This window comes from Pseudomonas sp. B14(2022) (genome assembly GCF_012030485.1).
Classification (GTDB): Bacteria; Pseudomonadota; Gammaproteobacteria; order Pseudomonadales; family Pseudomonadaceae; genus Aquipseudomonas.
In genome coordinates, this window is sequence record NZ_JAAUVM010000009.1 from 61969 (window position 1) to 84277 (window position 22309).

Annotated in this window: 18 protein-coding genes; 13 read left to right on the top strand and 5 right to left on the bottom strand. The window is 60.3% G+C overall.

Going from position 1 to position 22309, the window contains the following annotated elements; all coding sequences use genetic code 11:
* Positions 1-70 precede the first annotated feature (70 nt).
* The 13 genes from HCF10_RS15305 (at position 71) to HCF10_RS15365 (ending at position 11939) form a co-directional block, all read left to right on the top strand.
* A complete protein-coding gene (locus HCF10_RS15305) occupies positions 71-478 on the top strand; it encodes a F0F1 ATP synthase subunit I (RefSeq protein ID WP_131699634.1) in 408 nt (135 codons plus the stop codon).
* Positions 479-494: 16 nt separating this feature from the next.
* Positions 495-1364 carry a F0F1 ATP synthase subunit A gene (atpB, locus tag HCF10_RS15310; RefSeq protein ID WP_017736231.1) on the top strand — a complete coding sequence of 290 codons (870 nt, stop codon included), beginning with the start codon at positions 495-497 and terminating at the stop codon, positions 1362-1364.
* A gap of 133 nt (positions 1365-1497) precedes the next feature.
* Positions 1498-1755 (top strand): F0F1 ATP synthase subunit C, encoded by a 258-nt coding sequence (gene atpE, locus HCF10_RS15315; RefSeq protein WP_002555987.1) that lies wholly within the window; start codon positions 1498-1500, stop codon positions 1753-1755.
* A 55-nt stretch (positions 1756-1810) separates the two neighbouring features.
* Complete coding sequence (locus tag HCF10_RS15320; protein ID WP_008439543.1) at positions 1811-2281, top strand: F0F1 ATP synthase subunit B; 471 nt, start codon at positions 1811-1813, stop codon at positions 2279-2281.
* Positions 2282-2293: 12 nt separating this feature from the next.
* A complete protein-coding gene (locus HCF10_RS15325) occupies positions 2294-2830 on the top strand; it encodes a F0F1 ATP synthase subunit delta (RefSeq protein ID WP_053127454.1) in 537 nt (178 codons plus the stop codon).
* A 21-nt stretch (positions 2831-2851) separates the two neighbouring features.
* On the top strand, positions 2852-4396 hold the full coding sequence (atpA, locus tag HCF10_RS15330) for a F0F1 ATP synthase subunit alpha (protein ID WP_053127456.1): 1545 nt from the start codon (positions 2852-2854) through the stop codon (positions 4394-4396).
* Positions 4397-4446: 50 nt separating this feature from the next.
* Positions 4447-5307 (top strand): F0F1 ATP synthase subunit gamma, encoded by an 861-nt coding sequence (gene atpG, locus HCF10_RS15335; protein WP_003195829.1) that lies wholly within the window; start codon positions 4447-4449, stop codon positions 5305-5307.
* Positions 5308-5334: 27 nt separating this feature from the next.
* A complete protein-coding gene (gene atpD, locus HCF10_RS15340; protein WP_003177062.1) occupies positions 5335-6711 on the top strand; it encodes a F0F1 ATP synthase subunit beta in 1377 nt (458 codons plus the stop codon).
* 44 nt (positions 6712-6755) lie between these two features.
* Entirely contained in the window at positions 6756-7172 is a 417-nt protein-coding gene (locus tag HCF10_RS15345; protein WP_003195825.1) for a F0F1 ATP synthase subunit epsilon, read from the top strand.
* Positions 7173-7295: 123 nt separating this feature from the next.
* Positions 7296-8663, top strand: coding sequence for a bifunctional UDP-N-acetylglucosamine diphosphorylase/glucosamine-1-phosphate N-acetyltransferase GlmU (gene glmU / locus HCF10_RS15350; protein WP_131699635.1), 1368 nt, complete (start codon positions 7296-7298; stop codon positions 8661-8663).
* 227 nt (positions 8664-8890) lie between these two features.
* Positions 8891-9658 (top strand): DeoR/GlpR family DNA-binding transcription regulator, encoded by a 768-nt coding sequence (locus HCF10_RS15355; protein WP_131699636.1) that lies wholly within the window; start codon positions 8891-8893, stop codon positions 9656-9658.
* A 10-nt stretch (positions 9659-9668) separates the two neighbouring features.
* Positions 9669-11501 (top strand): glutamine--fructose-6-phosphate transaminase (isomerizing), encoded by a 1833-nt coding sequence (gene glmS / locus HCF10_RS15360; protein ID WP_145338380.1) that lies wholly within the window; start codon positions 9669-9671, stop codon positions 11499-11501.
* A gap of 60 nt (positions 11502-11561) precedes the next feature.
* A complete protein-coding gene (locus tag HCF10_RS15365; RefSeq protein ID WP_131697736.1) occupies positions 11562-11939 on the top strand; it encodes a hypothetical protein in 378 nt (125 codons plus the stop codon).
* Here HCF10_RS15365 and pbpC read toward each other — a convergent pair.
* From pbpC to HCF10_RS15390, 5 genes are all read right to left on the bottom strand, one after another.
* Positions 11936-14233: a penicillin-binding protein 1C gene (gene pbpC, locus HCF10_RS15370; RefSeq protein ID WP_145337367.1), complete on the bottom strand. Its 2298-nt coding sequence runs from the start codon at positions 14231-14233 to the stop codon at positions 11936-11938. The genes HCF10_RS15365 and pbpC overlap by 4 nt on opposite strands.
* Complete coding sequence (locus tag HCF10_RS15375) at positions 14214-20018, bottom strand: alpha-2-macroglobulin (protein WP_167655885.1); 5805 nt, start codon at positions 20016-20018, stop codon at positions 14214-14216. Before HCF10_RS15375 ends, pbpC begins: the two co-directional genes overlap by 20 nt.
* Before the next feature lie 94 nt (positions 20019-20112).
* Complete coding sequence (locus tag HCF10_RS15380) at positions 20113-20313, bottom strand: DUF3077 domain-containing protein (RefSeq protein ID WP_145337369.1); 201 nt, start codon at positions 20311-20313, stop codon at positions 20113-20115.
* A gap of 437 nt (positions 20314-20750) precedes the next feature.
* A complete protein-coding gene (locus tag HCF10_RS15385; protein ID WP_032885177.1) occupies positions 20751-21683 on the bottom strand; it encodes a phosphatidate cytidylyltransferase in 933 nt (310 codons plus the stop codon).
* Between the two features lies 1 nt (position 21684).
* On the bottom strand, positions 21685-22305 hold the full coding sequence (locus HCF10_RS15390; protein WP_131697732.1) for a lysophospholipid acyltransferase family protein: 621 nt from the start codon (positions 22303-22305) through the stop codon (positions 21685-21687).
* Positions 22306-22309: the final 4 nt, after the last annotated feature.

The following is a 22309-nucleotide window of genomic DNA, read 5'->3' on the forward strand; positions in this document are numbered from 1 at the left end:
GCGCATTTTGTCGGCACAAATTATGCCAAGTTATTGATTTCCGGCAGCCGACTATTGAGGAGCAAGAGTGATGGAAACCCGCACGCCAAACACGTCGCCCTTCCATCGCTTGGCTGTTTTTCCGGTTTTATTGGCTCAATTTGTCATTTTGCTGATCGCCGCATTGGCGCTTTGGTACTGGCATGGAGTCGTAGCCGGATATTCAGGACTTTGCGGAGGCCTGATAGCCTTGCTGCCCAATATGTATTTTGCTCACAGGGCCTTTCGGTTTTCCGGCGCCCGAGCAGCCCAGGCTATCGTCCGGTCTTTTTATGCCGGCGAGGCGGGGAAACTGATTTTGACGGCAGTGCTGTTTGCACTGACCTTTGCAGGTGTGAAGCCATTGGCGCCGCTGGCTGTATTCGGCGTCTTCGTGTTGACCCAACTGGTCAGCTGGTTCGCTCCCCTGCTAATGAAAACAAGACTTTCGAAACCTTAGGGCGTTTGAGGCAACCATGGCAGAAACAACCGCTTCGGGCTATATCCAGCACCACTTGCAGAACCTGACCTTCGGTCAGCTTCCCAACGGCGGCTGGGGCTTTGCCCACTCCGCAGCAGAGGCCAAAGAAATGGGCTTCTGGGCTTTCCACCTGGATACTCTGGGCTGGTCGGTCGCTTTGGGTCTGATCTTCGTCCTGATTTTCCGCATGGCGGCAAAGAAGGCAACTTCCGGTCAGCCAGGTGCTTTGCAGAACTTCGTTGAAGTATTGGTCGAATTCGTCGATGGCAGCGTGAAAGACAGCTTCCATGGCCGTAGCCCGGTGATTGCACCGCTGGCACTGACCATCTTCGTCTGGGTGTTCCTGATGAACGCCGTCGACCTGATCCCGGTTGACTGGATTCCTCAGCTGGCCATGGCGATTTCCGGCGATCCGCACATTCCATTCCGTGCCGTATCGACCACTGACCCGAACGCTACCCTGGGCATGGCCCTGTCGGTATTTGCGTTGATCATTTTCTACAGCATCAAGATCAAGGGCATCGGCGGCTTCATTGGCGAACTGACCCTGCACCCGTTCGGCAGCAAGAACATCTTCGTTCAAGCCCTGCTGATCCCGGTGAACTTCCTGCTGGAATTCGTCACCCTGATCGCCAAGCCGATCTCCCTGGCCCTGCGACTGTTCGGCAACATGTATGCCGGCGAGCTGGTGTTCATTCTGATCGCTGTGATGTTCGGCAGCGGCCTGCTCTGGCTTAGCGGCCTGGGCATTGTTCTGCAGTGGGCGTGGGCTGTGTTCCACATCCTGATCATCACCCTGCAGGCCTTCATCTTCATGATGCTGACCATCGTCTACCTGTCGATGGCGCACGAAGAGAACCATTAAGACCAGTCTCGACTAGTCTGATGTCCTTCCCGGTGAAACGGGAAGGTGGCCCACCAGGGCTATGAAACGATTTGTTTTACCGCTTTAAAATCTAAAAAACCTAAACCATACGACGTAAAAGTCGGGAGGAAAGATGGAAACTGTAGTTGGTCTAACCGCTATCGCTGTTGCACTGTTGATCGGCCTGGGCGCCCTGGGTACTGCCATTGGTTTCGGCCTGCTGGGCGGCAAGTTCCTGGAAGGCGCAGCGCGTCAGCCAGAAATGGTTCCAATGCTGCAAGTTAAAATGTTCATCGTTGCCGGCCTGCTCGACGCCGTGACCATGATCGGCGTTGGTATCGCTCTGTTCTTCACCTTCGCGAACCCCTTCGTTGGTCAACTCGCCGGTTAATCACTCGTTTCTCGAGTGATTGGTGTGTTGTGCAACGAATGAGCGAGGTATTGGCGTGAACATTAATGCAACCATTATTGGTCAGTCCTTAGCGTTCTTGATTTTTGTCGTTTTCTGCATGAAGTTCGTATGGCCTCCGGTCATCGCGGCTTTGCACGAACGTCAAAAGAAGATCGCGGATGGACTGGACGCTGCCGCACGAGCAGCTCGCGACCTGGAGTTGGCCCAAGATAAAGCGGGTCAGCAACTGCGCGAAGCGAAAGCTCAAGCAGCCGAAATCATTGAGCAAGCCAAGAAACGCGGTAACCAGATCGTTGAAGAGGCTGTTGAAAAAGCCCGTATCGACGCTGACCGTGTGAAGGTTCAGGCTCAAGCCGAGATCGAGCAGGAACTGAACGGTGTCAAAGATGCGCTGCGTGCCCAATTGGGTGCTCTGGCCGTCGGCGGTGCTGAGAAGATCCTGGGTGCCACAATTGATCAAAACGCGCACGCGGAGCTGGTTAACAAACTGGCTGCTGAAATTTAAGCGAGGGCGATCATGGCAGAATTGACCACGTTGGCCCGACCTTACGCTAAGGCAGCCTTCGAGCACGCCCAGGCCCACCAGCAGCTGGCCTCTTGGTCAGCCATGCTCGGCCTGGCTGCAGCAGTGTCGCAAGACGACACCATGCAGCGCGTGCTCAAGGCCCCGCGACTGACGAGCGCAGACAAGGCCGCCACTTTTATTGAAGTGTGCGGCGACAAGTTTGATGTGAAAGTGCAGAACTTCATCAACGTCATCGCCGAAAACGACCGTCTCCTGCTTTTGCCGGAGATTGCCGCTCTGTTCGACCTGTACAAGGCCGAGCAAGAGAAATCGGTAGACGTTGAAGTGACCAGTGCTTTTGCATTGAACCAAGAACAGCAAGACAAACTCGCCAAGGTTCTCAGTGCACGACTCGACCGGGAAGTGCGCCTGCAAGTTGCGGAAGACCCATCCCTCATTGGGGGTGTTGTCATTCGCGCCGGCGACCTGGTTATCGATGGCTCGATTCGCGGCAAACTCGCGAATCTTGCCGAAGCATTGAAATCTTGAGTTTGAAGGGGCAGCAGAGCAATGCAGCAACTCAATCCTTCCGAAATAAGTGAAATTATCAAGGGCCGCATCGACAAGCTCGATGTGACCTCCCAAGCCCGTAACGAAGGCACTGTCGTCAGCGTATCTGACGGCATCGTGCGGATTCACGGTCTGGCCGACGTTATGTACGGCGAGATGATCGAGTTTCCGGGCGGCGTCTTCGGTATGGCCCTCAACCTGGAGCAAGACTCCGTAGGTGCCGTTGTATTGGGCGCGTACACCAGTCTGGCTGAAGGCATGAGCGCCAAGTGCACAGGCCGCATCCTGGAGGTTCCGGTTGGTAAGGAACTGCTGGGTCGCGTAGTCGACGCACTGGGTAACCCTGTTGACGGTAAAGGTCCACTGGGCAACACCGAGACCGACGCGGTCGAGAAAGTTGCTCCAGGCGTGATCTGGCGTAAGTCGGTAGACCAGCCTGTACAGACTGGCTACAAGGCTGTCGATGCCATGATCCCTGTCGGCCGTGGCCAGCGTGAGCTGATCATCGGTGACCGTCAGATCGGTAAAACCGCTCTGGCGATCGACGCGATCATCAACCAGAAGAACAGCGGCATTTTCTGCGTCTACGTAGCGATCGGTCAGAAGCAATCGACCATCGCCAACGTGGTTCGCAAGCTGGAAGAAAACGGCGCCCTGGCCAACACGATCATCGTGGCTGCCAGTGCTTCGGAATCTCCTGCGCTGCAATTCCTGGCACCGTACTCCGGTTGCACCATGGGTGAATTCTTCCGCGACCGCGGTGAAGACGCGCTGATCGTTTATGACGATCTGTCCAAGCAAGCAGTGGCTTACCGCCAGATTTCCCTGCTGCTGCGCCGTCCACCAGGCCGTGAAGCTTACCCAGGCGACGTGTTCTATCTCCACTCCCGTCTGCTGGAGCGCGCATCCCGCGTTTCGGAAGAGTACGTAGAGAAGTTCACCAACGGCGCAGTGACCGGCAAAACCGGTTCCCTGACCGCGCTGCCGATCATCGAAACCCAGGCTGGCGACGTTTCCGCGTTCGTTCCGACCAACGTGATTTCCATCACCGACGGTCAGATCTTCCTGGAATCGGCCATGTTCAACTCGGGCATCCGCCCTGCAGTGAACGCCGGTGTTTCGGTATCCCGTGTGGGTGGTGCCGCTCAGACCAAGATCATCAAGAAGCTCTCCGGTGGTATCCGTACCGCTCTGGCTCAGTACCGTGAACTGGCGGCATTCGCCCAGTTCGCTTCTGACCTGGACGAAGCGACCCGTAAGCAACTTGAGCATGGTCAGCGCGTTACCGAGCTGATGAAGCAGAAGCAATACGCCCCAATGTCGATCGCTGACATGGCGTTGTCGCTGTATGCCGCTGAGCGTGGGTTCCTGACCGACGTTGAAATCGCCAAGGTCGGCAGCTTTGAACAAGCGCTGATTGCTTACTTCAACCGCGATCACGCCGAATTGATGGCGAAGATCAACGTGAAGGGTGACTTCAATGACGATATCGACGCTGGCATGAAAGCCGGTATCGAGAAGTTCAAGGCCACCCAAACCTGGTAAGCCGCAGCGGGAGCCGCAAGGCTCCCGCTTGCTAACCTGATAGGTGTTACATGGCAGGCGCAAAAGAGATTCGCAGTAAGATTGCGAGCATCAAAAGCACGCAAAAAATTACCAGCGCCATGGAAAAAGTGGCGGTCAGCAAAATGCGCAAGGCACAAATGCGCATGGCTGCTAGCCGTCCTTATGCGGAGCGTATCCGCCAGGTAATTGGGCATCTGGCCAACGCCAACCCGGAATACCGCCACCCATTCATGATCGAACGCGCCGTCAAGCGTGTGGGTTATGTGGTAGTGAGCAGTGACCGTGGTTTGTGCGGTGGTTTGAATACCAACCTGTTCAAGGCCCTGGTCAAGGACATGGCGGTAAACCGCGAAAACGGCGTCGAGATCGATCTGTGTGTTGTTGGTAGCAAGGGTGCGGCCTTTTTCCGCAACTTCGGCGGTAACGTCGTTGCAGCTATCAGCCACCTGGGTGAAGAGCCGTCGATCAATGATTTGATCGGCAGTGTGAAGGTGATGCTGGATGCGTACCTGGAAGGCCGGATTGACCGCCTCTCCGTGGTATCCAACAAGTTCATCAACACCATGACCCAGCAGCCAACCGTGGAGCAATTGATTCCACTGGTGGCGACTCCGGATCAGGAACTCAAGCACCACTGGGACTACCTCTACGAACCAGACGCCAAAGAGCTGCTTGACGGCTTAATGGTGCGCTACGTGGAGTCGCAGGTGTACCAGGCGGTGGTCGAGAACAACGCAGCTGAACAAGCGGCGCGGATGATCGCGATGAAAAACGCTACCGATAACGCCGGTGATCTGATCAGCGATTTGCAGCTGATCTACAACAAGGCGCGTCAGGCTGCGATCACCCAAGAGATCTCGGAAATCGTCGGCGGCGCTGCCGCGGTTTAACGGTTCAAATATTCAGAGGATCCAGCTATGAGTAGCGGACGTATCGTTCAAATCATCGGCGCCGTTATCGACGTGGAATTTCCACGCGACAGCGTACCGAGCATCTACAACGCGCTGAAAGTACAAGGCGCGGAAACTACTCTGGAAGTTCAGCAGCAGCTGGGCGACGGCGTAGTTCGTACCATTGCGATGGGTTCCACCGAAGGCTTGAAGCGCGGTCTGGACGTAATCGACTCTGGCGCAGCCATCTCCGTACCGGTCGGTAAAGCGACCCTGGGCCGGATCATGGACGTACTGGGCAACCCGATTGACGAAGCTGGCCCGATCGACACCGAAGAGCGCTGGGGCATTCACCGTCCAGCACCTTCGTTCGCGGAACAAGCTGGCGGCAACGACCTGCTGGAAACCGGCATCAAGGTTATCGACCTGGTTTGCCCGTTCGCCAAGGGCGGTAAAGTCGGTCTGTTCGGTGGTGCCGGTGTAGGCAAGACCGTAAACATGATGGAACTGATCCGTAACATCGCCATCGAGCACAGCGGTTATTCCGTGTTCGCCGGTGTGGGTGAGCGTACTCGTGAGGGTAACGACTTCTACCACGAGATGAAGGACTCCAACGTTCTGGACAAAGTGGCACTGGTTTACGGTCAGATGAACGAGCCGCCGGGAAACCGTCTGCGCGTAGCACTGACTGGCCTGACCATGGCCGAGAAGTTCCGTGACGAAGGTAACGACGTTCTGCTGTTCGTCGACAACATCTACCGTTACACCCTGGCCGGTACTGAAGTATCCGCACTGCTGGGCCGTATGCCTTCCGCAGTAGGTTACCAGCCGACCCTGGCTGAAGAGATGGGCGTTCTGCAAGAACGTATCACTTCGACCAAGGAAGGTTCGATCACTTCGATCCAAGCGGTATACGTACCTGCGGATGACTTGACCGACCCATCGCCTGCGACCACCTTCGCCCACTTGGACGCCACCGTCGTTCTGTCCCGTGACATCGCTTCCCTGGGTATCTACCCAGCGGTCGATCCACTCGACTCGACTTCGCGCCAGCTGGACCCGAACGTGATCGGCCAGGAGCACTACGACACCGCTCGCGGCGTTCAGTACGTGCTGCAGCGTTACAAAGAACTGAAGGACATCATTGCGATCCTGGGTATGGACGAGCTGTCGGAAGCCGACAAGCAGTTGGTAAACCGTGCTCGTAAGATCCAGCGCTTCTTGTCGCAGCCGTTCTTCGTGGCTGAAGTCTTCACCGGTGCTTCGGGTAAATACGTTTCCCTGAAAGACACCATTGCTGGCTTCAAAGGCATCCTCAACGGTGACTACGACCACCTGCCAGAACAAGCGTTCTACATGGTCGGCGGCATCGAAGAAGCGATCGAGAAAGCCAAGAAACTGTAATCCAAGCGCCCGGAAACGGGCGCTCATCAGGTTGAGGCAATCAGATGGCTATGACAGTCCATTGCGATATCGTCAGCGCGGAAGGGGAAATCTTCTCCGGTCTGGTGGAGTTTGTGACAGCGCACGGTGACCTGGGTGATCTTGGTATCGCCATGGGCCACGCACCGCTGATCACCAGCTTGAAGCCAGGTCCGATCACTCTGACCAAGCAAGGCGGGGAACGTGAGGTGTTTTACATCTCCGGTGGTTTCCTCGAGGTTCAGCCGAACATGGTCAAGGTACTTGCCGACACCGTGCAACGTGCTGGCGATCTGGATGAAGCCTCCGCTCAGGAAGCCGTCAAGGCTGCCGAGAAGGCCCTGAACGAAAAGGGTGCGGACTTCGACTACAGCGCTGCTGCTGTACGTCTGGCCGAGGCTGCAGCTCAGCTGCGCACGCTCCAGCAGATCCGCAAGAAGTAAGCGGCCACGCCGTGATGCTTATGCGCGATTGATTAAAAAGGGTAGCCTCGGCTACCCTTTTTCTTTATTTAGCAAAACACATCTCTGGTCTGAAGCCGGACCGCCCAGGATTGGTAGCCATTCATGTCTCTTGAAATCGTCATTCTCGCCGCAGGCCAAGGCACCCGCATGCGTTCGGCCCTGCCCAAGGTGCTGCACCCTGTCGCGGGTAATTCCATGCTTGGGCATGTTATCCACAGCGCTCGCCAGTTGGACCCACAACGTATCCACGTAGTGATTGGCCATGGCGCCGATGTGGTGCGCGAACGCCTGGCTGCGGATGACCTGAATTTCGTATTGCAGGACAAACAACTGGGGACCGGCCACGCCACCGCGCAAGCTGTGCCGTTCATTACCGCCGACACCGTGCTGATCCTCTACGGTGACGTGCCGCTGATCGAAGTGGAAACCCTGCAACGCCTGCTCAAGCATGTGGTGCCCGGCCAGATGGGCCTGCTCACCGTTGAGCTGGATGACCCCACCGGTTACGGGCGCATCGTGCGCGGTGCCGACGGCAAGGTCGCGGCGATCGTCGAGCACAAGGACGCCAGTGAAGCCCAGCGGGCTATCACCGAAGGCAACACCGGTATTCTCGCCGTGCCTGCCAATAAGCTCGCCGACTGGATGAGCCGTCTGTCCAACAACAACGCCCAGGGCGAGTACTACCTCACCGATGTGATCGAGATGGCCGTGAGTGATGGCCTGCTGGTCGCCACCGAACAGCCTCACGACCCAATGGAAGTGCAGGGCGCCAATGATCGCAAGCAGCTTGCAGAGCTCGAACGTCACTACCAACTGCGTGAAGGCCGCCGCCTGATGGCCCAGGGCGTGACCCTGCGCGACCCGGCTCGCTTCGACGTACGCGGTGAGGTCAGCGTGGGCCGCGACGTACTGATCGATATCAACGTGGTCCTCGAAGGCCGCGTGATCATCGAAGACGACGTGGTCATCGGCCCGAACTGCGTGATCAAGGACAGCACCCTGCGCAAGGGCGTGGTGATCAAGGCCAACAGCCATATCGACGGTGCCGTGATGGGCGAGGGCAGCGATGCCGGACCGTTTGCGCGGTTGCGTCCGGGCACCGTGATGGGCGCCAGGGCGCACGTCGGTAATTTTGTCGAATTGAAGAACGCACGGATGGGCGACGACGCAAAGGCCGGCCACCTGGCCTACCTCGGTGATGCGGTGATTGGCGCACGCAGCAACATCGGCGCTGGCGCAATCACCTGCAACTACGACGGTGCCAACAAGTACCAGACGACGATTGGTGAGGACGTATTCATCGGTTCCAACAACTCGCTGATTGCCCCTGTGACGATCGGCGATGGTTCGAATACGGCAGCGGGCTCAACTATCAACCAAGATGTGGATAAGTCCCAGCTGGCCGTAGCCCGTGCCCGCCAACGCAACATTGACGGATGGAAGCGCCCGGTCAAAATCAAGAAGACCTGAGTTATCCACAGCCTCATCAGCAGTGCTATCCAAATGTGGGAGGGGGCTCACCCCGATGGCGGATTTCCAGTCAATGTTTTAGTCGACTGATCTACCGCAATCGGGGGCTCGCCCCTTCCCACATTTGTCGTGTGTTGTTCGAAAAATCTGGTCCCGACGCTTGACGATATCTTGCCAATAGGTTTTGATTGCCTTCGTTATCTTTCGAAACGAAACTTATCATCACCATGTCGAAACGAAATACACCCCAACGGCGCCACAACATCCTGACCTTGCTCAACGAACAGGGCGAAGTCAGCGTGGACGAATTGGCCAAGCGTTTCGAAACCTCGGAAGTCACTATCCGCAAGGACTTGGCCGCCCTAGAAAGTAACGGCCTGTTGCTGCGCCGCTACGGTGGTGCGATCACCATGCCTCAGGAACTGGTGGGCGACCCCGCCCAACCAATCTCGGCCTACAAGCGTGCGATAGCCCGTGCTGCCGTGACGCGTCTGCGTGAACACGCCCGCATCATCATCGACAGCGGCAGCACCACCGCCGCCATGATCCCGGAACTGGGCCATCAGCCCGGCCTTGTGGTCATGACCAACTCCCTGCACGTGGCCAGCGCCTTGAGCGAACTGGAACACGAGCCGGTGCTGTTGATGACCGGCGGCACCTGGGACCCGCATTCGGACTCGTTCCAGGGCCAGGTCGCCGAGCAGGTATTGCGTTCCTACGACTTTGATCAACTGTTCATCGGCGCCGACGGCATCGATCTGCAGCGTGGCACCACCACCTTCAACGAATTACTGGGCCTGAGCCGTGTGATGGCCGAGGTCGCCCGTGAAGTGGTGGTGATGGTCGAATCCGACAAGATCGGCCGCAAGATTCCCAACCTGGAACTGCCCTGGAGCAGCGTCCATACCCTTATTACCGATGATCGCCTGCCGCTTGAGGCCCGCGACCAGATCCAAGCCCGCGGCATTACGCTGATATGCGCGGCAATCATCTAGGAGAAGCACCATGTGTGGAATTGTTGGCGCAGTTGCCGAACGTAACGTAACGGCCATCCTGCTCGAAGGCCTCAAGCGCCTGGAATACCGCGGCTACGACAGCGCAGGTGTGGCCGTTTTCACCAATGCTGGCAAGCTTGAGCGCATGCGCCGCCCAGGTAAGGTCAGCGAGTTGGAGCAGGCATTGGCCGGCGAGCCGCTGGTAGGTCGCCTGGGGATTGCCCACACCCGCTGGGCTACCCACGGCGCACCGTGCGAGCGTAACGCCCACCCGCACTTCTCCGGTGACTTGGCCGTGGTGCACAACGGCATCATCGAAAACCACGAAGTGCTGCGCGAACAGCTCAAGAGCATGGGCTACGTATTCACCTCGGACACCGACACCGAAGTCATCGCCCACCTGCTCAACCACAAGCTCAAGGACCACAGTGACCTGACCACCGCCCTCAAGGCCACGGTCAAGGAACTGCACGGCGCCTACGGTCTGGCCGTGGTCAGCGCCAGCCAACCGGACCGCGTAGTTGCCGCCCGCAGTGGTAGCCCGCTGGTAATCGGCCTGGGCCTGGGTGAGAACTTCCTCGCCTCCGACCAACTGGCCCTGCGCCAGGTCACCGACCGCTTCATGTACCTGGAAGAAGGCGATATTGCCGACATTCGCCGTGAAAGCGTGGCGATCTGGGACGTGAACGGCAATTCCGTCGAGCGCGAAGCCGTGCAGTACCGCGACGGTGCAGAAGCCGCCGACAAGGGCGAGTTCCGCCACTTCATGCTCAAGGAAATCCACGAGCAACCGGCCGTGGTACAGCGCACCCTGGAAGGCCGCCTTGGCGACAAGCAAGTGCTGGTCAACGCCTTCGGCCCACAGGCTGCGGAGCTGTTCGCCAAAGTGCGCAATGTGCAGATCGTGGCCTGTGGTACCAGCTACCACGCCGGTATGGTTGCCCGTTACTGGCTGGAAGAACTGGCCGGCATCCCGTGCCAGGTCGAAGTCGCCAGTGAGTTCCGCTACCGCAAGGTGGTGGTGCAGGCCGACACCCTGTTCGTGACCATCTCCCAGTCCGGCGAAACCGCCGACACCCTGGCCGCGCTGCGCAACGCCAAAGAGCTGGGCTTCCTTGCCAGCCTGGCGATCTGCAACGTCAGCATCAGCTCCCTGGTGCGTGAGTCCGACCTGACCCTGCTGACCCAAGCCGGTCGCGAAATTGGCGTGGCGTCCACCAAAGCGTTCACCACCCAGTTGGTCGGCCTGTTGCTGCTGACCCTGTCCCTGGGCCAGGTTCGCGGCACCTTGGCTGCCGGCGTCGAAGCCACCCTGGTGGAAGAACTGCGCCGCCTGCCGACCCGCCTGGGCGAAGCTTTGGCCATGGACAGCACCGTGGAAAAAGTCGCCGAGCTGTTCGCCGACAAGAACCACACCCTGTTCCTCGGCCGTGGCGCGCAGTACCCGGTGGCGATGGAAGGCTCGCTGAAGCTCAAGGAAATTTCGTACATCCACGCCGAAGCCTACCCGGCCGGTGAGCTCAAACACGGCCCGTTGGCCCTGGTGGACGACGACATGCCGGTGGTCACCGTAGCGCCGAACAACGAACTGCTGGAGAAGCTCAAGTCCAACCTGCAGGAAGTCCGCGCCCGTGGCGGCCAACTGATCGTGTTCGCCGACGAAAAAGCCGGCATGACCAACGGCGAAGGCACCCACGTCATCAACATGCCGCACATCCACGACACCTTGTCGCCGATCCTCTACACCATCCCGCTGCAGCTGCTGTCGTACTACGTCGCCGTGCTCAAAGGCACCGACGTTGACCAGCCGCGTAACCTGGCGAAATCGGTGACGGTGGAGTAATCCGCTCTACCCTGGAGGCCCGCCCGGGTCTCCAGGTACCCGCGAAAGGACGCGCCTTCGATGAACACCCTCTCGCAAATCCACGAGCGTTTGCACAACCGCCGATTCACCGTCGCCAATAACACCCACGGGCTATCCGGCGCGGGCACGGTGTTTCATTACCTTGTCGACGGCGATGCCATTTCCGGCACCTACCAAGGTGGTCGAATTCGCTTGGGTACGCAGGTCGGCCGCGTCACAGGCCCAGACTCTATCGAACTGCTGTATCAGTGCCTGACGCTGGAGGGTGAGCTGCTGGCCGGCTGGTCCCGGGGCATCATCGGCGTCGATGCTGCCGGGCGTACCACGCTGAGTTTCGTGTGGGGTTGGTTGTCGGGGGCGACAGGAGGTGGGGAGTCGAACTACGTGGAGCTTGCAGAGTGCGATGGCCACTCCTAAGGCACAAACTCCACCCTCAACCCCCGGCTCGCACTACGCCCCTGATCATCACTGACCCGCAGCCGATATTCCCCCGACTTACCCGGCCGCCAGTTCAATGTGGCTTGCGGCGGGCCCTGGCCGATCAAGGTTTGATCCGCAAACCAGTACAGCGTCGCCGCATCGCTGGCCGCATTCGCGTTCAGCGGGATGCTTTCCTGGGGTTGGGACAGGCGCAACTGATAACTCACTTGAGTCAGCGGCGAGCGGATCTGCGGGGCTTCGCTCTGGTCGCTGATGCGGTTGGGCTGGCAGTTTTTCATCACGTTGGGTGGTGTGCGGCGGGGCAGGCCGGCGGCGCGGTACAGGCGTTGTATGTCGCTGGGCCAGAATTCGAAGACTTCCTCGCGGGTGTATTGCGCCTCGAACGGCGGGCACGCGGCCTTGCCGGTACGGGTGTCGATCAGTACCGGGCGGTGCAGGTTGGACACGCGAATCGGTGAAACACCGGGGATGTACCAGGTCTTGCGGGTTTGTGGGCACCAGCGGTTGGGCAATTCGCCCGAGGCGGCGCAGACGTCGATGCGCACCAGGCCGGCGGGTGGTTTGTCGGCCTTGATCACGACGTTGGGCAAGGCCAGGGGCAGGGCGTCGGCGATGCGGAAGAACAGCGGTGCAGCGGTCTTGGCACCGATAAACGCCGGGTTGGGTCGACCATCGAAGTTGCCCACCCACACCACCAGCACGTAGGGACCGACCAGGCCCGCGCTCCACGCATCATGGAAACCCCAGGATGTGCCGGTTTTCCAGGCGGTGCGCCAGTGCCGCGCGGGCAGGCCATCCGGTCGCGGGTTGCGGCGCAGCATGTCGCGCACCATGAAGGCGGCCTGCGGGGTGAGGAGCTGCGGGCCGGTGGCCTGGGGTTGCTCCTGTAAATAGCGCAACGGCCGTAGATGGCCGTCGCCCGCCAGCATCACATACAGCCGCGCCAGCTCTTCCGGTGTCATCTCACCGCCACCGAGGGCCAGGGCCAGGCCGTAATGGCTTTCAGCACGCAGGCCCTTGATCCCGGCGCGTTGCAGCAACCCATACAACGACGGCGACTTCACCTGGCTGGCCAGCCACACCGCCGGGATATTGCGGCTACGGATCAACGCATCTCGTGCGGTCAGAGGCCCGACAAAACTGCCGTCGAAATTTTCCGGCTGGAAGTAGCCGAAGTTACTGGGCAAATCCTTGAGGATACTCATGGGGTGGATCACCCCTTGATCCAGCGCCAGCCCGTAGAGAAACGGCTTGAGGGTCGACCCCGGCGAACGGCGTGACAACACGCCGTTGACCTGGCCGTGGATGCCTGTGGATAAGTAGTCCGCCGAGCCCACCAGCGCCTTGACGCTCTGGTCGCGGCTGTCGATCAGGATGGCCGTGGCATTTTCCACACCGGTGCTGCGCCGCTCGGCGATAAAGCCGCTGATCAGGCGTTCGAGCAATTGCTGCAGGGGCAGGTTGAGGGTGCTGTTGAGTTCGTTGCCTGGCTGGGATGCCAATAACTGCTCGCTCAGATGCGGCGCCAGAAACGGGATCTGCTGGCGGTTGCGGGCTTCCAGGGGCAGGTCGAGCAAACTGTCGTTACGCGGGTCTTGTGGATAAGTTTCACGCCAGTCATTCATCAAGCGCAGTCGCGCGTTTTGCAGTGACGGCCCAAAGCGTGCGCGCCGCCCCGGCTGCTGGGGAATCACCGCCAGCGCCAAGGCTTCGGACAACGACAACTGCGCGGCCGCCTTGCCAAAGTAGATGCGACTGGCCGCTTCGGCGCCTTCGATATTGCCGCCCATGGGCGCCAGGTTCAGGTACGCCTCAAGGATGTCGTGCTTGCTGTAGCGCGCCTCCAGCCACAGGGCCAAGGCCATCTGCTGCAATTTGCCGGGTACCTGGCGGGTGTTGAGATCCCACAGGCGCCGCGCCAATTGCATGCTCAAGGTCGAGCCGCCCTGACGCTGGCCGCCGCTGTAGGTGGCCAGGGCCGCGCGCAGCAACGCCGGGGGATTGATCCCCGGGTGCCAATAGAAATTGCGGTCTTCCTTGAGCAGCAAGGCCTCCACCAGTGACGGCGAGATGCGCTCCAGCGGTAGCCATAAACGGTATTGGCCGTCATCCGCCAGGGTCATGCGCAGCAGCGAACCGTCATCGGCCAACACCACCCGTGACGACGTCACAGCCTGTTCCAGCGGAGCGTGGGGCCACAGCCGCAGCCCCGCCAGCACCAGCGCCGCTGCCAGCAGCGGCGCCAGGTGTTTAAGGCTTGGTAATTTCAAGTTGGCCTACTTTGCCGCGCCCTTGCAGGGTGGTTTCGTACATGCCTTCGGCGTAGGCCGGTGGCGTATTGAACGTGCCGGCGTTGGTGGCGCGTACGCGATAGACGAAAGTGCCTACGTCGCGCAGCGCCGTGCCGTACAACACCACCCGATCATCACGCACATCCACGTAGTCCGGCTGCCAGTTGCTCAGCTCGGTTTCGCCGATCGGCGCTTGCCAGGCATCGGCTTCCTGATCGCTTTCTTCGACGTAATCGGACTCTTCGCCTTCACTTTCCTCGCTGCTGGCGGTTTCCGGCTCCGGCGGCAAGTTATACACAGGCTCGACGCCACCGGGCAGCAGGTCGACCACGGCCACTTGCTGCACCTGGTCACGGTCGGTGGCACGCAGGCGCAAGCGCACCAGGAACTCATCGCCCACCGCCACTGTGCTCACCGGCTCGCCTTTGAGGTCGAGGTATTCGTGGATGATCTCCAGCCCGTTGCTGATCGGCTTGAGCTTGGCACCCTTATCGAAACCGGCTTCGCTGAGCATGTAGAACGCCGCCGGGCCATCGGATTTTTCCATCAGCAGTTTTTGCGTGGCGCCCGGTACAGCCGCTCGGGGTGGCTGGCCGGCCATTTCCAGCAGTTGTTGCTGCTTGTCGCCCACCCAGGCGGTGGCCTTGAGGGTCATATCGCTTTGCGCGCGCTGGCCGTAGTTGTCCAGGGCTCGCAGCAACAGCGCCGCCGACAGCGAGTTGTAGCGCTGTTCGTTGAGGCGTTTGCCGAGTTTATCCAGCAGGGCGGTAGGAACATCGTCCAGCAACTCGGGGAAATGGCGAGCGAGCAGGTGCAGGTGCTCGGCATCGTGGACCAGCGGGTCGTAATACAGGCCATCGCTGTCCCACTTATCCACAAGCGAACGCCAAGGGATCTTGCGGAACAAGGTGTCGGCCTGGCGATCCTGCTTGAGCAGTTTGTAGCTGGCCGCCAGGTAGGCGGCGCCCAGGTCGTTCTGCCAGCTGTCCTTGAAGTAGCTTTCGTAGCGTTCGCGTATATCGCTCAAGGCGCCGCTCACCAGAATCCCCTGACGACTCAACAGATAACTGGCGTAGGCGCGGTTGCGCAATTCCGACAGGCCTTCGCTCGGGCCGTTGGCCAAGTCCGTCAGATAACTATTGGCGCGCACCAGCAGGTCTTCGGGCACCGGCAGCCCGCGTTCCTTGGCTTCGATCAGGAAATCGGTGGCGTACAGGCTGGCGTAGGGCGCCACATCCGGGTTGGCGGCCCACAAACCGAAACCACCGGCCTGGTTCTGGCGCTGACGCAGCATGCGCACCGCGCTGCTGAAGGCGTGTTCGGCTTCGGGTGCGGTACCGCCCCAGATCAACGCCGGCATGGCCTTGGACACCAGTTGCTCGGTGCAGGCATAGCCGTAGTCATCCAGGTAATGCTTGAGGCCGTTGGCCCACACCAGCGGCGAGGCCGCCACACCCAGTTGCACGTCGCGCAGTTGGCTGAACAGTTCACGGGTGGGCTTGAGCTCTTTGCTGGCGCTGTCGAAGCGACCCAGGCTCAGGGCCACGCGATGCTCGCTCAGAGGGCGAATCGAAGTGGTTTCCGCCACCTGGATCCGCTTGCCATCCGGCAACACTGCAACAAAGCGCAAATCCGCCGAACCGAGGGTTTCGCCGACTTTGATCTTGAACTCGGCGGTGCCCTCCTTGCGCGGTTGCAGGGACAAGGTACTGGCTTTGTCGCCCTGCACCACCAGGCCGTCGCTGGTCTGCACTTCAAACTTCACGTCCGCCGCAGCCTCGAGGTTGCTGAATACCCCGGCGCTGACGTTGAACACATCACCCGGCGCCACGAAGGCTGGCACGTTCGGCGTGATGACGATCGGGCCACGGACCTCGGTATTGGCCTCGCTGACGCCAACGCTGTCGGCATCCACTGCCACCGCAAACAGGTGCAGCTTGCCGTTGAAGCTGTCGGGCACCTGGTAATGCAGCACGGTTTCGCCGGCGGGCAAGTCCACCAGCCCGGACCACCAGGCCACTGGCGGCTGATGTTTACGCTTAAATGGGTTGAGGTGGTTGGCCAGGGCGCCTTCCGTATCGCCACCGGGCGCCGCCCCACTGAGCAGGCGGCTGAATTCCGGCAGGATCAGGTCCAGGATCTGACTGGTGCCGACTTCCAGCGCACGCTTCTGGAAGAAGAAACCCAGCGGATCCGGCGTCTGGTAGCGCGCTACCTGCAAGATGCCTTCATCCACCGCGTACACCACCGCGCGGCCGGGGCGGTCGGCGTTGACCTTGATGTCGAGGGTCTGCCCCGGCTCTATTTTCGCCGGGCCCTCGACCTTCAACGCCATGCGCCGTGCATCCAGGTTGATGCTGAACGGCACCACCCCGTAGGACAGCGGGCTCATATAAACCTCGGACGAGCCGATGTCGCGCACAAACTGCACGTTGACGTAGGCATTGCCCTCAAGCCCCGCAGGCACGCGGATATGTTGCACGCTGTTGGTACTGTCGGCCTTGAACCACTGCTGGGTGTAGACCTTGTCCCGCTCGATGGTGATCAGGCCTGCACCGGTGTAAGGCGCGCGGATGCTGATCGCGATCTCATCGCCGGTGGCGTAGCTGCGTTTATCCAGGCGCAGTTGCAGCTCGGCGTTGCGTTCCAGGGAGCGCGAAGTATTCCCGCGTCCGGCCACGCTGTAGTCGATCTGGTTGAGCAGGTTGCCGTTGGCGTCCTTCACTTGCAGGGTGAAATCGCCAGGGGTGGCGGTGTTCAGGGTCTGCCTGGCGCCGTCCTTGGTCATCACCAGCGGTGAGGCCGGCTGGCTGATGTTCTTGATGCGCGACTCGTACTTGTAGGTGCCGTTGGACTGTTTCACCAGCACCGACACGTAGCGGTGTTCGACCACTTCGCTGGTCAGGCCATCCACCGCCAGCGGGGTGAGGTCGGGCGCGACGGCCAGCCATTGCACCTGGCGTGGGGCGTCCTTGGCGACGTACGACAGCGAGTCCTGACTTTTCACACCCACAAGGTAGGGTGCGGACGACACCAGCAACGCACTTTGCGCCGCCACGTTACGACCCCCTTCGGCCTCGAACACCTGGGTCATCACTTGTAAGCGATAGGTGCTGTTGGCGAAGCGTTGCAGGTTGAGGTCGAGTACAGCCTGGCCGTTGTCGTCGGCGGTGGTTTCGGCCAGGTCTTCGGTGCTGGCCTCTTCCAGGGAATCGTTGAGGCGGAAACGGTAGTCGGGGTAACGCTCAAATGCCGCGAGCGTCGGGCTCAGGGACATTTTTGCGGTGACGCGACGGCCGGCCGCCGGCGCGCCGAACAGGTGCATCGCGGTGACCTTGGCCACCACCTGGTCCGGTGGAATCCAGCCCTGCACCGGGGTGTCGTGCAGGCTCAGGTTGACCTTCATGCGGTCCGGTTCGAAATCGCGGACCTTGAAGCTGACACTGCCGAGGTCGGTGCGGGTCTGTTTCTGGCCAATCAACTGCAAGGTCGCGGTGTAGTCACCGGCGGGGGCGACTTCGCTGCTGGGGAAATCAAAGGTTTCAAAACCGCTGGCAGACAGCTTCAGCGGCTGGCGAATCACTTCAAGACCGCGTGGGTCGGTGATCTGCAACTCCACGGGCAGGCCTTGCAGGGCGCCTTTCCAGTTGCCGCTGCGCACGATCATGCCCAGGTGCGCGGTTTCGCCAGGGCGGTAGAGGCCACGGTCGGTGAACAGGTAGGCACTGAGGCGATCAATCGCGCCGTCTTCTTCCAAACCGCCTACGTCGAAGCGTGACAAATCCAGCTGCTGCGACTGACGAGCGATCGGCAGGAACGACTGGTCATTGCCGCGAGTGACCACATACATCAGCGGTGTCTTCTCACGGCGCAGTTCATCCAGCTTGGCGAAATGCACGTGGCCTTCGCCGTCGGTGTGGCCGCTGCTCACGGGCAGACCGTTGCGGCCAATGATGTCGACCTGGGCGTCGGACACCGGCGAACCGTTGCCGATGGACTGCACATACACGTCATGGCTGCCATCGCTGGAGCGCTTGGCGATGATGCCGAGGTCGGTGACCACGATAAAGCGCAGGTCAGAGGTGGTGCTGCGCGAATAGTCGAACGTGCGCTCGGCCGGCTCATCCTGAGGGCTGAGCTTGAGGACAAAAATACCGCGACGGCCACCGTTGGCGGTGAGGTAGTGGCTCAGATCGACGTTGTCATAGACGGTTTTCGCCGGATCCGAGGACGACAGCGCAATATCCAGGGACTGGCGTTCAACCATGCGGTCGAAGTACTCGTTGCCGAAATTGGGCCGGGCAAAGCTGCCGCTGCTCTGGTCCACCAGGTGCTGCAATTGGTTGGGCAGCAAGCGCGCGATTTCCACATGGGCGCCAGGTACACCACGAGCCATGAAGCCCAGGCGTTTTTCGCCATTGAGGCTGAGCAGCGCGCCGTCGGACAGGAACTGCAAGGTGCGCGGATAAGCCGGCATGCTGATCAGCGAGGCCGTCGGGTTTTTCGCCAGGTAGCCACCGATGGCTTCCAGGTTGGCGGGCACGCGCACATACAGCGCACGGCCGGCCGGGGCCTTGAACTTGAAGGCGTGCAGGGTGTTCAGCGGTTCGACGCTGGGCACGTGGGTCAGCGTGACCTTGGTGCTACGGGCCAGCAGGGCGTCATCTATGTCGTTGCTGTTATAGGGACGGGTGTCGTCCTGGGCTTTTTCCGGCAGCAGCCAGGCCTGGACCTTACCGGCAATGGTGTCATCGGCCACGGCGCTGGAACTGCTGAACATCAGCACCGGCTCAGGCTCGCCGCGCTCGTTATCCACAAAGCTCACTTCGGCGCCGGTAAAGGTCAGGCGATAGCGGCCAGGCACGGTGACTTCCGCCACCAGTGGCGCGGTGCTGGCGTTACCGCCGTCGCGGGCCTTGATGCCTTCATCCAGCTTGGCACTGACCGGCGTGCTTTCCAGCGGCGTGGCCAGGGCGGCGGAGCGTACGTAGGCGTTCAGCTTGGTCTCGTCGAAGCTGATTTCCGGGCGGTTGGGCAATTGGGCGTCGCGGTAGGCCAGGCCTTTGCCGAGGGTTACGGAGACGCGCTTGCGCAGGCTGTCTTCATCGACCGGATGGGAAAAATGGAAGGTCGCCACCAGTTGTTTCAGCGTCGGGTTCGACGGGTCTTGATACAACTCGTTGTGTGCCAGGGTGGCGCGGAATGGCTGGGTGGAGAACTGGCTGCTGTACTGGCTGAGCAGTACGCCATCGGCCAGCAAACCTTTCCTGGCCAGATCAAGGGTGTAACCCGCTTCGATGGGCCAGTCTTTCTCCGGTACGAACAGCAGAGTACGGTCATCGGACCAACGCCAGGTACCGGCCACGCCAGGTTTGAGGGTGATGCCCTCGGTGACCGGCTTGCCAATGGCGGCCAGCGGGGCCACCGATTCGGCAAAACGCACTTGCAAGTTATCCACAACCGGCGGTTGCTGGGTGTAGTCAGTCAGATTGGGTTTGTGCAGCGAATAGCCCACGGTGTGGGGCTGCGGCAGGTTGGAGTACCAGTGCCAGCCATAGAAGCCAGCGGCCGCCAGCAGCACCAGGCCCAATACGCCGGCACCGGCCTGGCGCGGATAAGCGCGGGCTTTGTTGCCCAGGTTCACCAGGCCACGGCCGATAGCGCGCAGCCATAGCGGCGGATGCCATTGGCCAAAAACGGCCCCCACCACAGTCAGAAACACACCGACAACACGACGGCTGACGGCTTTGAGCGAATCGAACATGGTGAGCATCCCTGGCTAAGTGCGGCGTATCTTACACGCGTCTTTGATACAAAAGATGACGCCGATACGCCGCACGGCGGGGATGTTTACCGCGTCAGCGGGGCCCCACGCATTCCAATGAGCGGTCGACCATCACTCTGGCCATTTCCATGAGGTGTCCTGCGGCTTTGGGCGAGTCGCGCAACTGTTCGGCACAGTGGAGCAGGTCTGAGGCGTAGACCAGTGCGTCTTCGAAGCTGATTTCGGGGTGGGGGATGAAAAAGGGATGGGGCGGACCGGGTTTTACTTTGCTCATTGCGGTAACTCCAATGTAGGTAATTGGAGCTGCCACGAGTCGCGACTAAACGATGGGGTGGCAGCTGTACGCAGGTTAGTCGACCGGAACATTGGGAACCCGGCGCACCCGAAGGTGCCCTGCGCACAGCCACCATAAAGCGTTGGCAGAAAAAAACGCCATGCTTGAGATGGCGCTTGTGCGCCCAATGTAAATCTTTCCCGAGCGACTAAACCCGGTCACTGAATTGGCAGTGACGAACGCAGACTAGCCACCGAAAAGGCAGGGCACAAGCGGCTGGGATTCTCTCGGAAATGTCCTGCGAAATAAAGAGAAGCGAGAGGTAGGAGCAGCGGTTTCAGACTTTGCTTAAACCTCGATAACACCAGAAAACCAATGTGGGAGGGGCAAGCCCCCTCCCACAGTTTGATCTTCATTGGGCTTGAGAGGGGTGTGGGTCAGGTCCACCAGTAGCGCACGAGGTGGAAGAAAATCGGCGCCGCAAAACACACCGAATCCAGCCGATCCAGCATCCCGCCGTGCCCTTCGATCATATGCCCCCAGTCCTTCACCCCCCGGTCGCGCTTGATTGCCGACATGACGATGCCGCCGGCGAAGCCGAGCAGGTTGATCAGCAAGGCGATCAGGAACGATTGCCACGGGTTGAACGGCGTGGTCCACCATAGCGCCGCGCCGATCAAGGATGACAACAGAATCCCGCCGACAAAGCCTTCCACAGTCTTTGATGGCGACAGGTTGGGCGCGATCTTGTGTTTGCCGAACAGCTTGCCGCACACGTACTGCAGCACGTCCGAGAGTTGCACCACGATCACCAGGTAGGCGATCAGCAGCAGGTTGCGGCCTTCGTAGCCGGGGATGTCGAGGGTCAGCAGGGCGGGCACGAACGACACGCAGAACACCGCGATCATCAGGCCCCATTGCACCTTGGAGGCGCGTTCCAGGAAGTGCGTGGTGTCGCCGCCCAGGGAGGCGAGGATCGGCAGCAGCAGGAACACATACACCGGGATAAAGATCGAGAACAGCCCGTACCAGTCCGAGTAGATCAGCAGGTATTGCAGCGGCAATGCCAGGTAGAACGCGGCCACCAGGGCCGGGTAGTCGCTGCGCCGGGTGGGCGTGAGGGTGAGGAATTCGCGCAGGGCGTAGAACGACACCGCGTAGAACAGCAGGATCACCGCACCGGTACCGAGCCAGAAAGCGATGCCGATGACCACCACCATCACCCACCAGGCGTTGATGCGGGCGTTGAGGTTGTCGATCACCGCATTGGGCGTGCCACGGGTACGCAGTTTGAGGATCAGGCCGATTAGCGAGGCGAGCACCAGGATCGCGCCGATGCCGCCAAATAACATCAGGGTTTGGCTATCCATCTCAGGAGTGCTCCGGGGCGAGGGCGAGCAGGGCATCGCGGGTTCGGGCAAGGAACGCGGCTTTGTCTTCGCCTTCTTCCAATTGCAATGGGGCGCCGAAGCTGGTGGTGCACAGCAAAGGCAGCGGTAGGACGCGGCCCTTGGGCATGACCCGGTTGAGGTTAGCGATCCACACCGGAATCAATTCGGCCTGTGGGTAACTGTTGGCCAGATGGTAGATGCCGCTTTTGAACGGCAGCAAGCCGTCCTCCAGGTTGCGTGTGCCCTCGGGAAAGATGATCAGCGAGTCGCCGCCTTCCAGCGCGGCGAGCATGGGCTGCAAGGGGTTATCCACAGGGTCTTTGCGCTCGCGGTCGATCAGCACGCCATTGAACACGCGGTTGATGATGTAGCGGCGCAGCGCGCTTTTATTCCAGTAATCGCTGCCGGCCACCGGGCGCGTGAATTTGCGCAGGTTCTGCGGCAGCGAGGCCCACAGCAGCACGAAGTCGCCGTGGCTGCTGTGGTTGGCGAAATAGATACGTTGCACCGGCACTGGCGCGCAACCCAGCCACAGGCTGCGGGCGCCGGTGACGGTGCGGGCCATGGAGGTAATGAGCGTGGCGACGACGGGTTCGAACATGGGG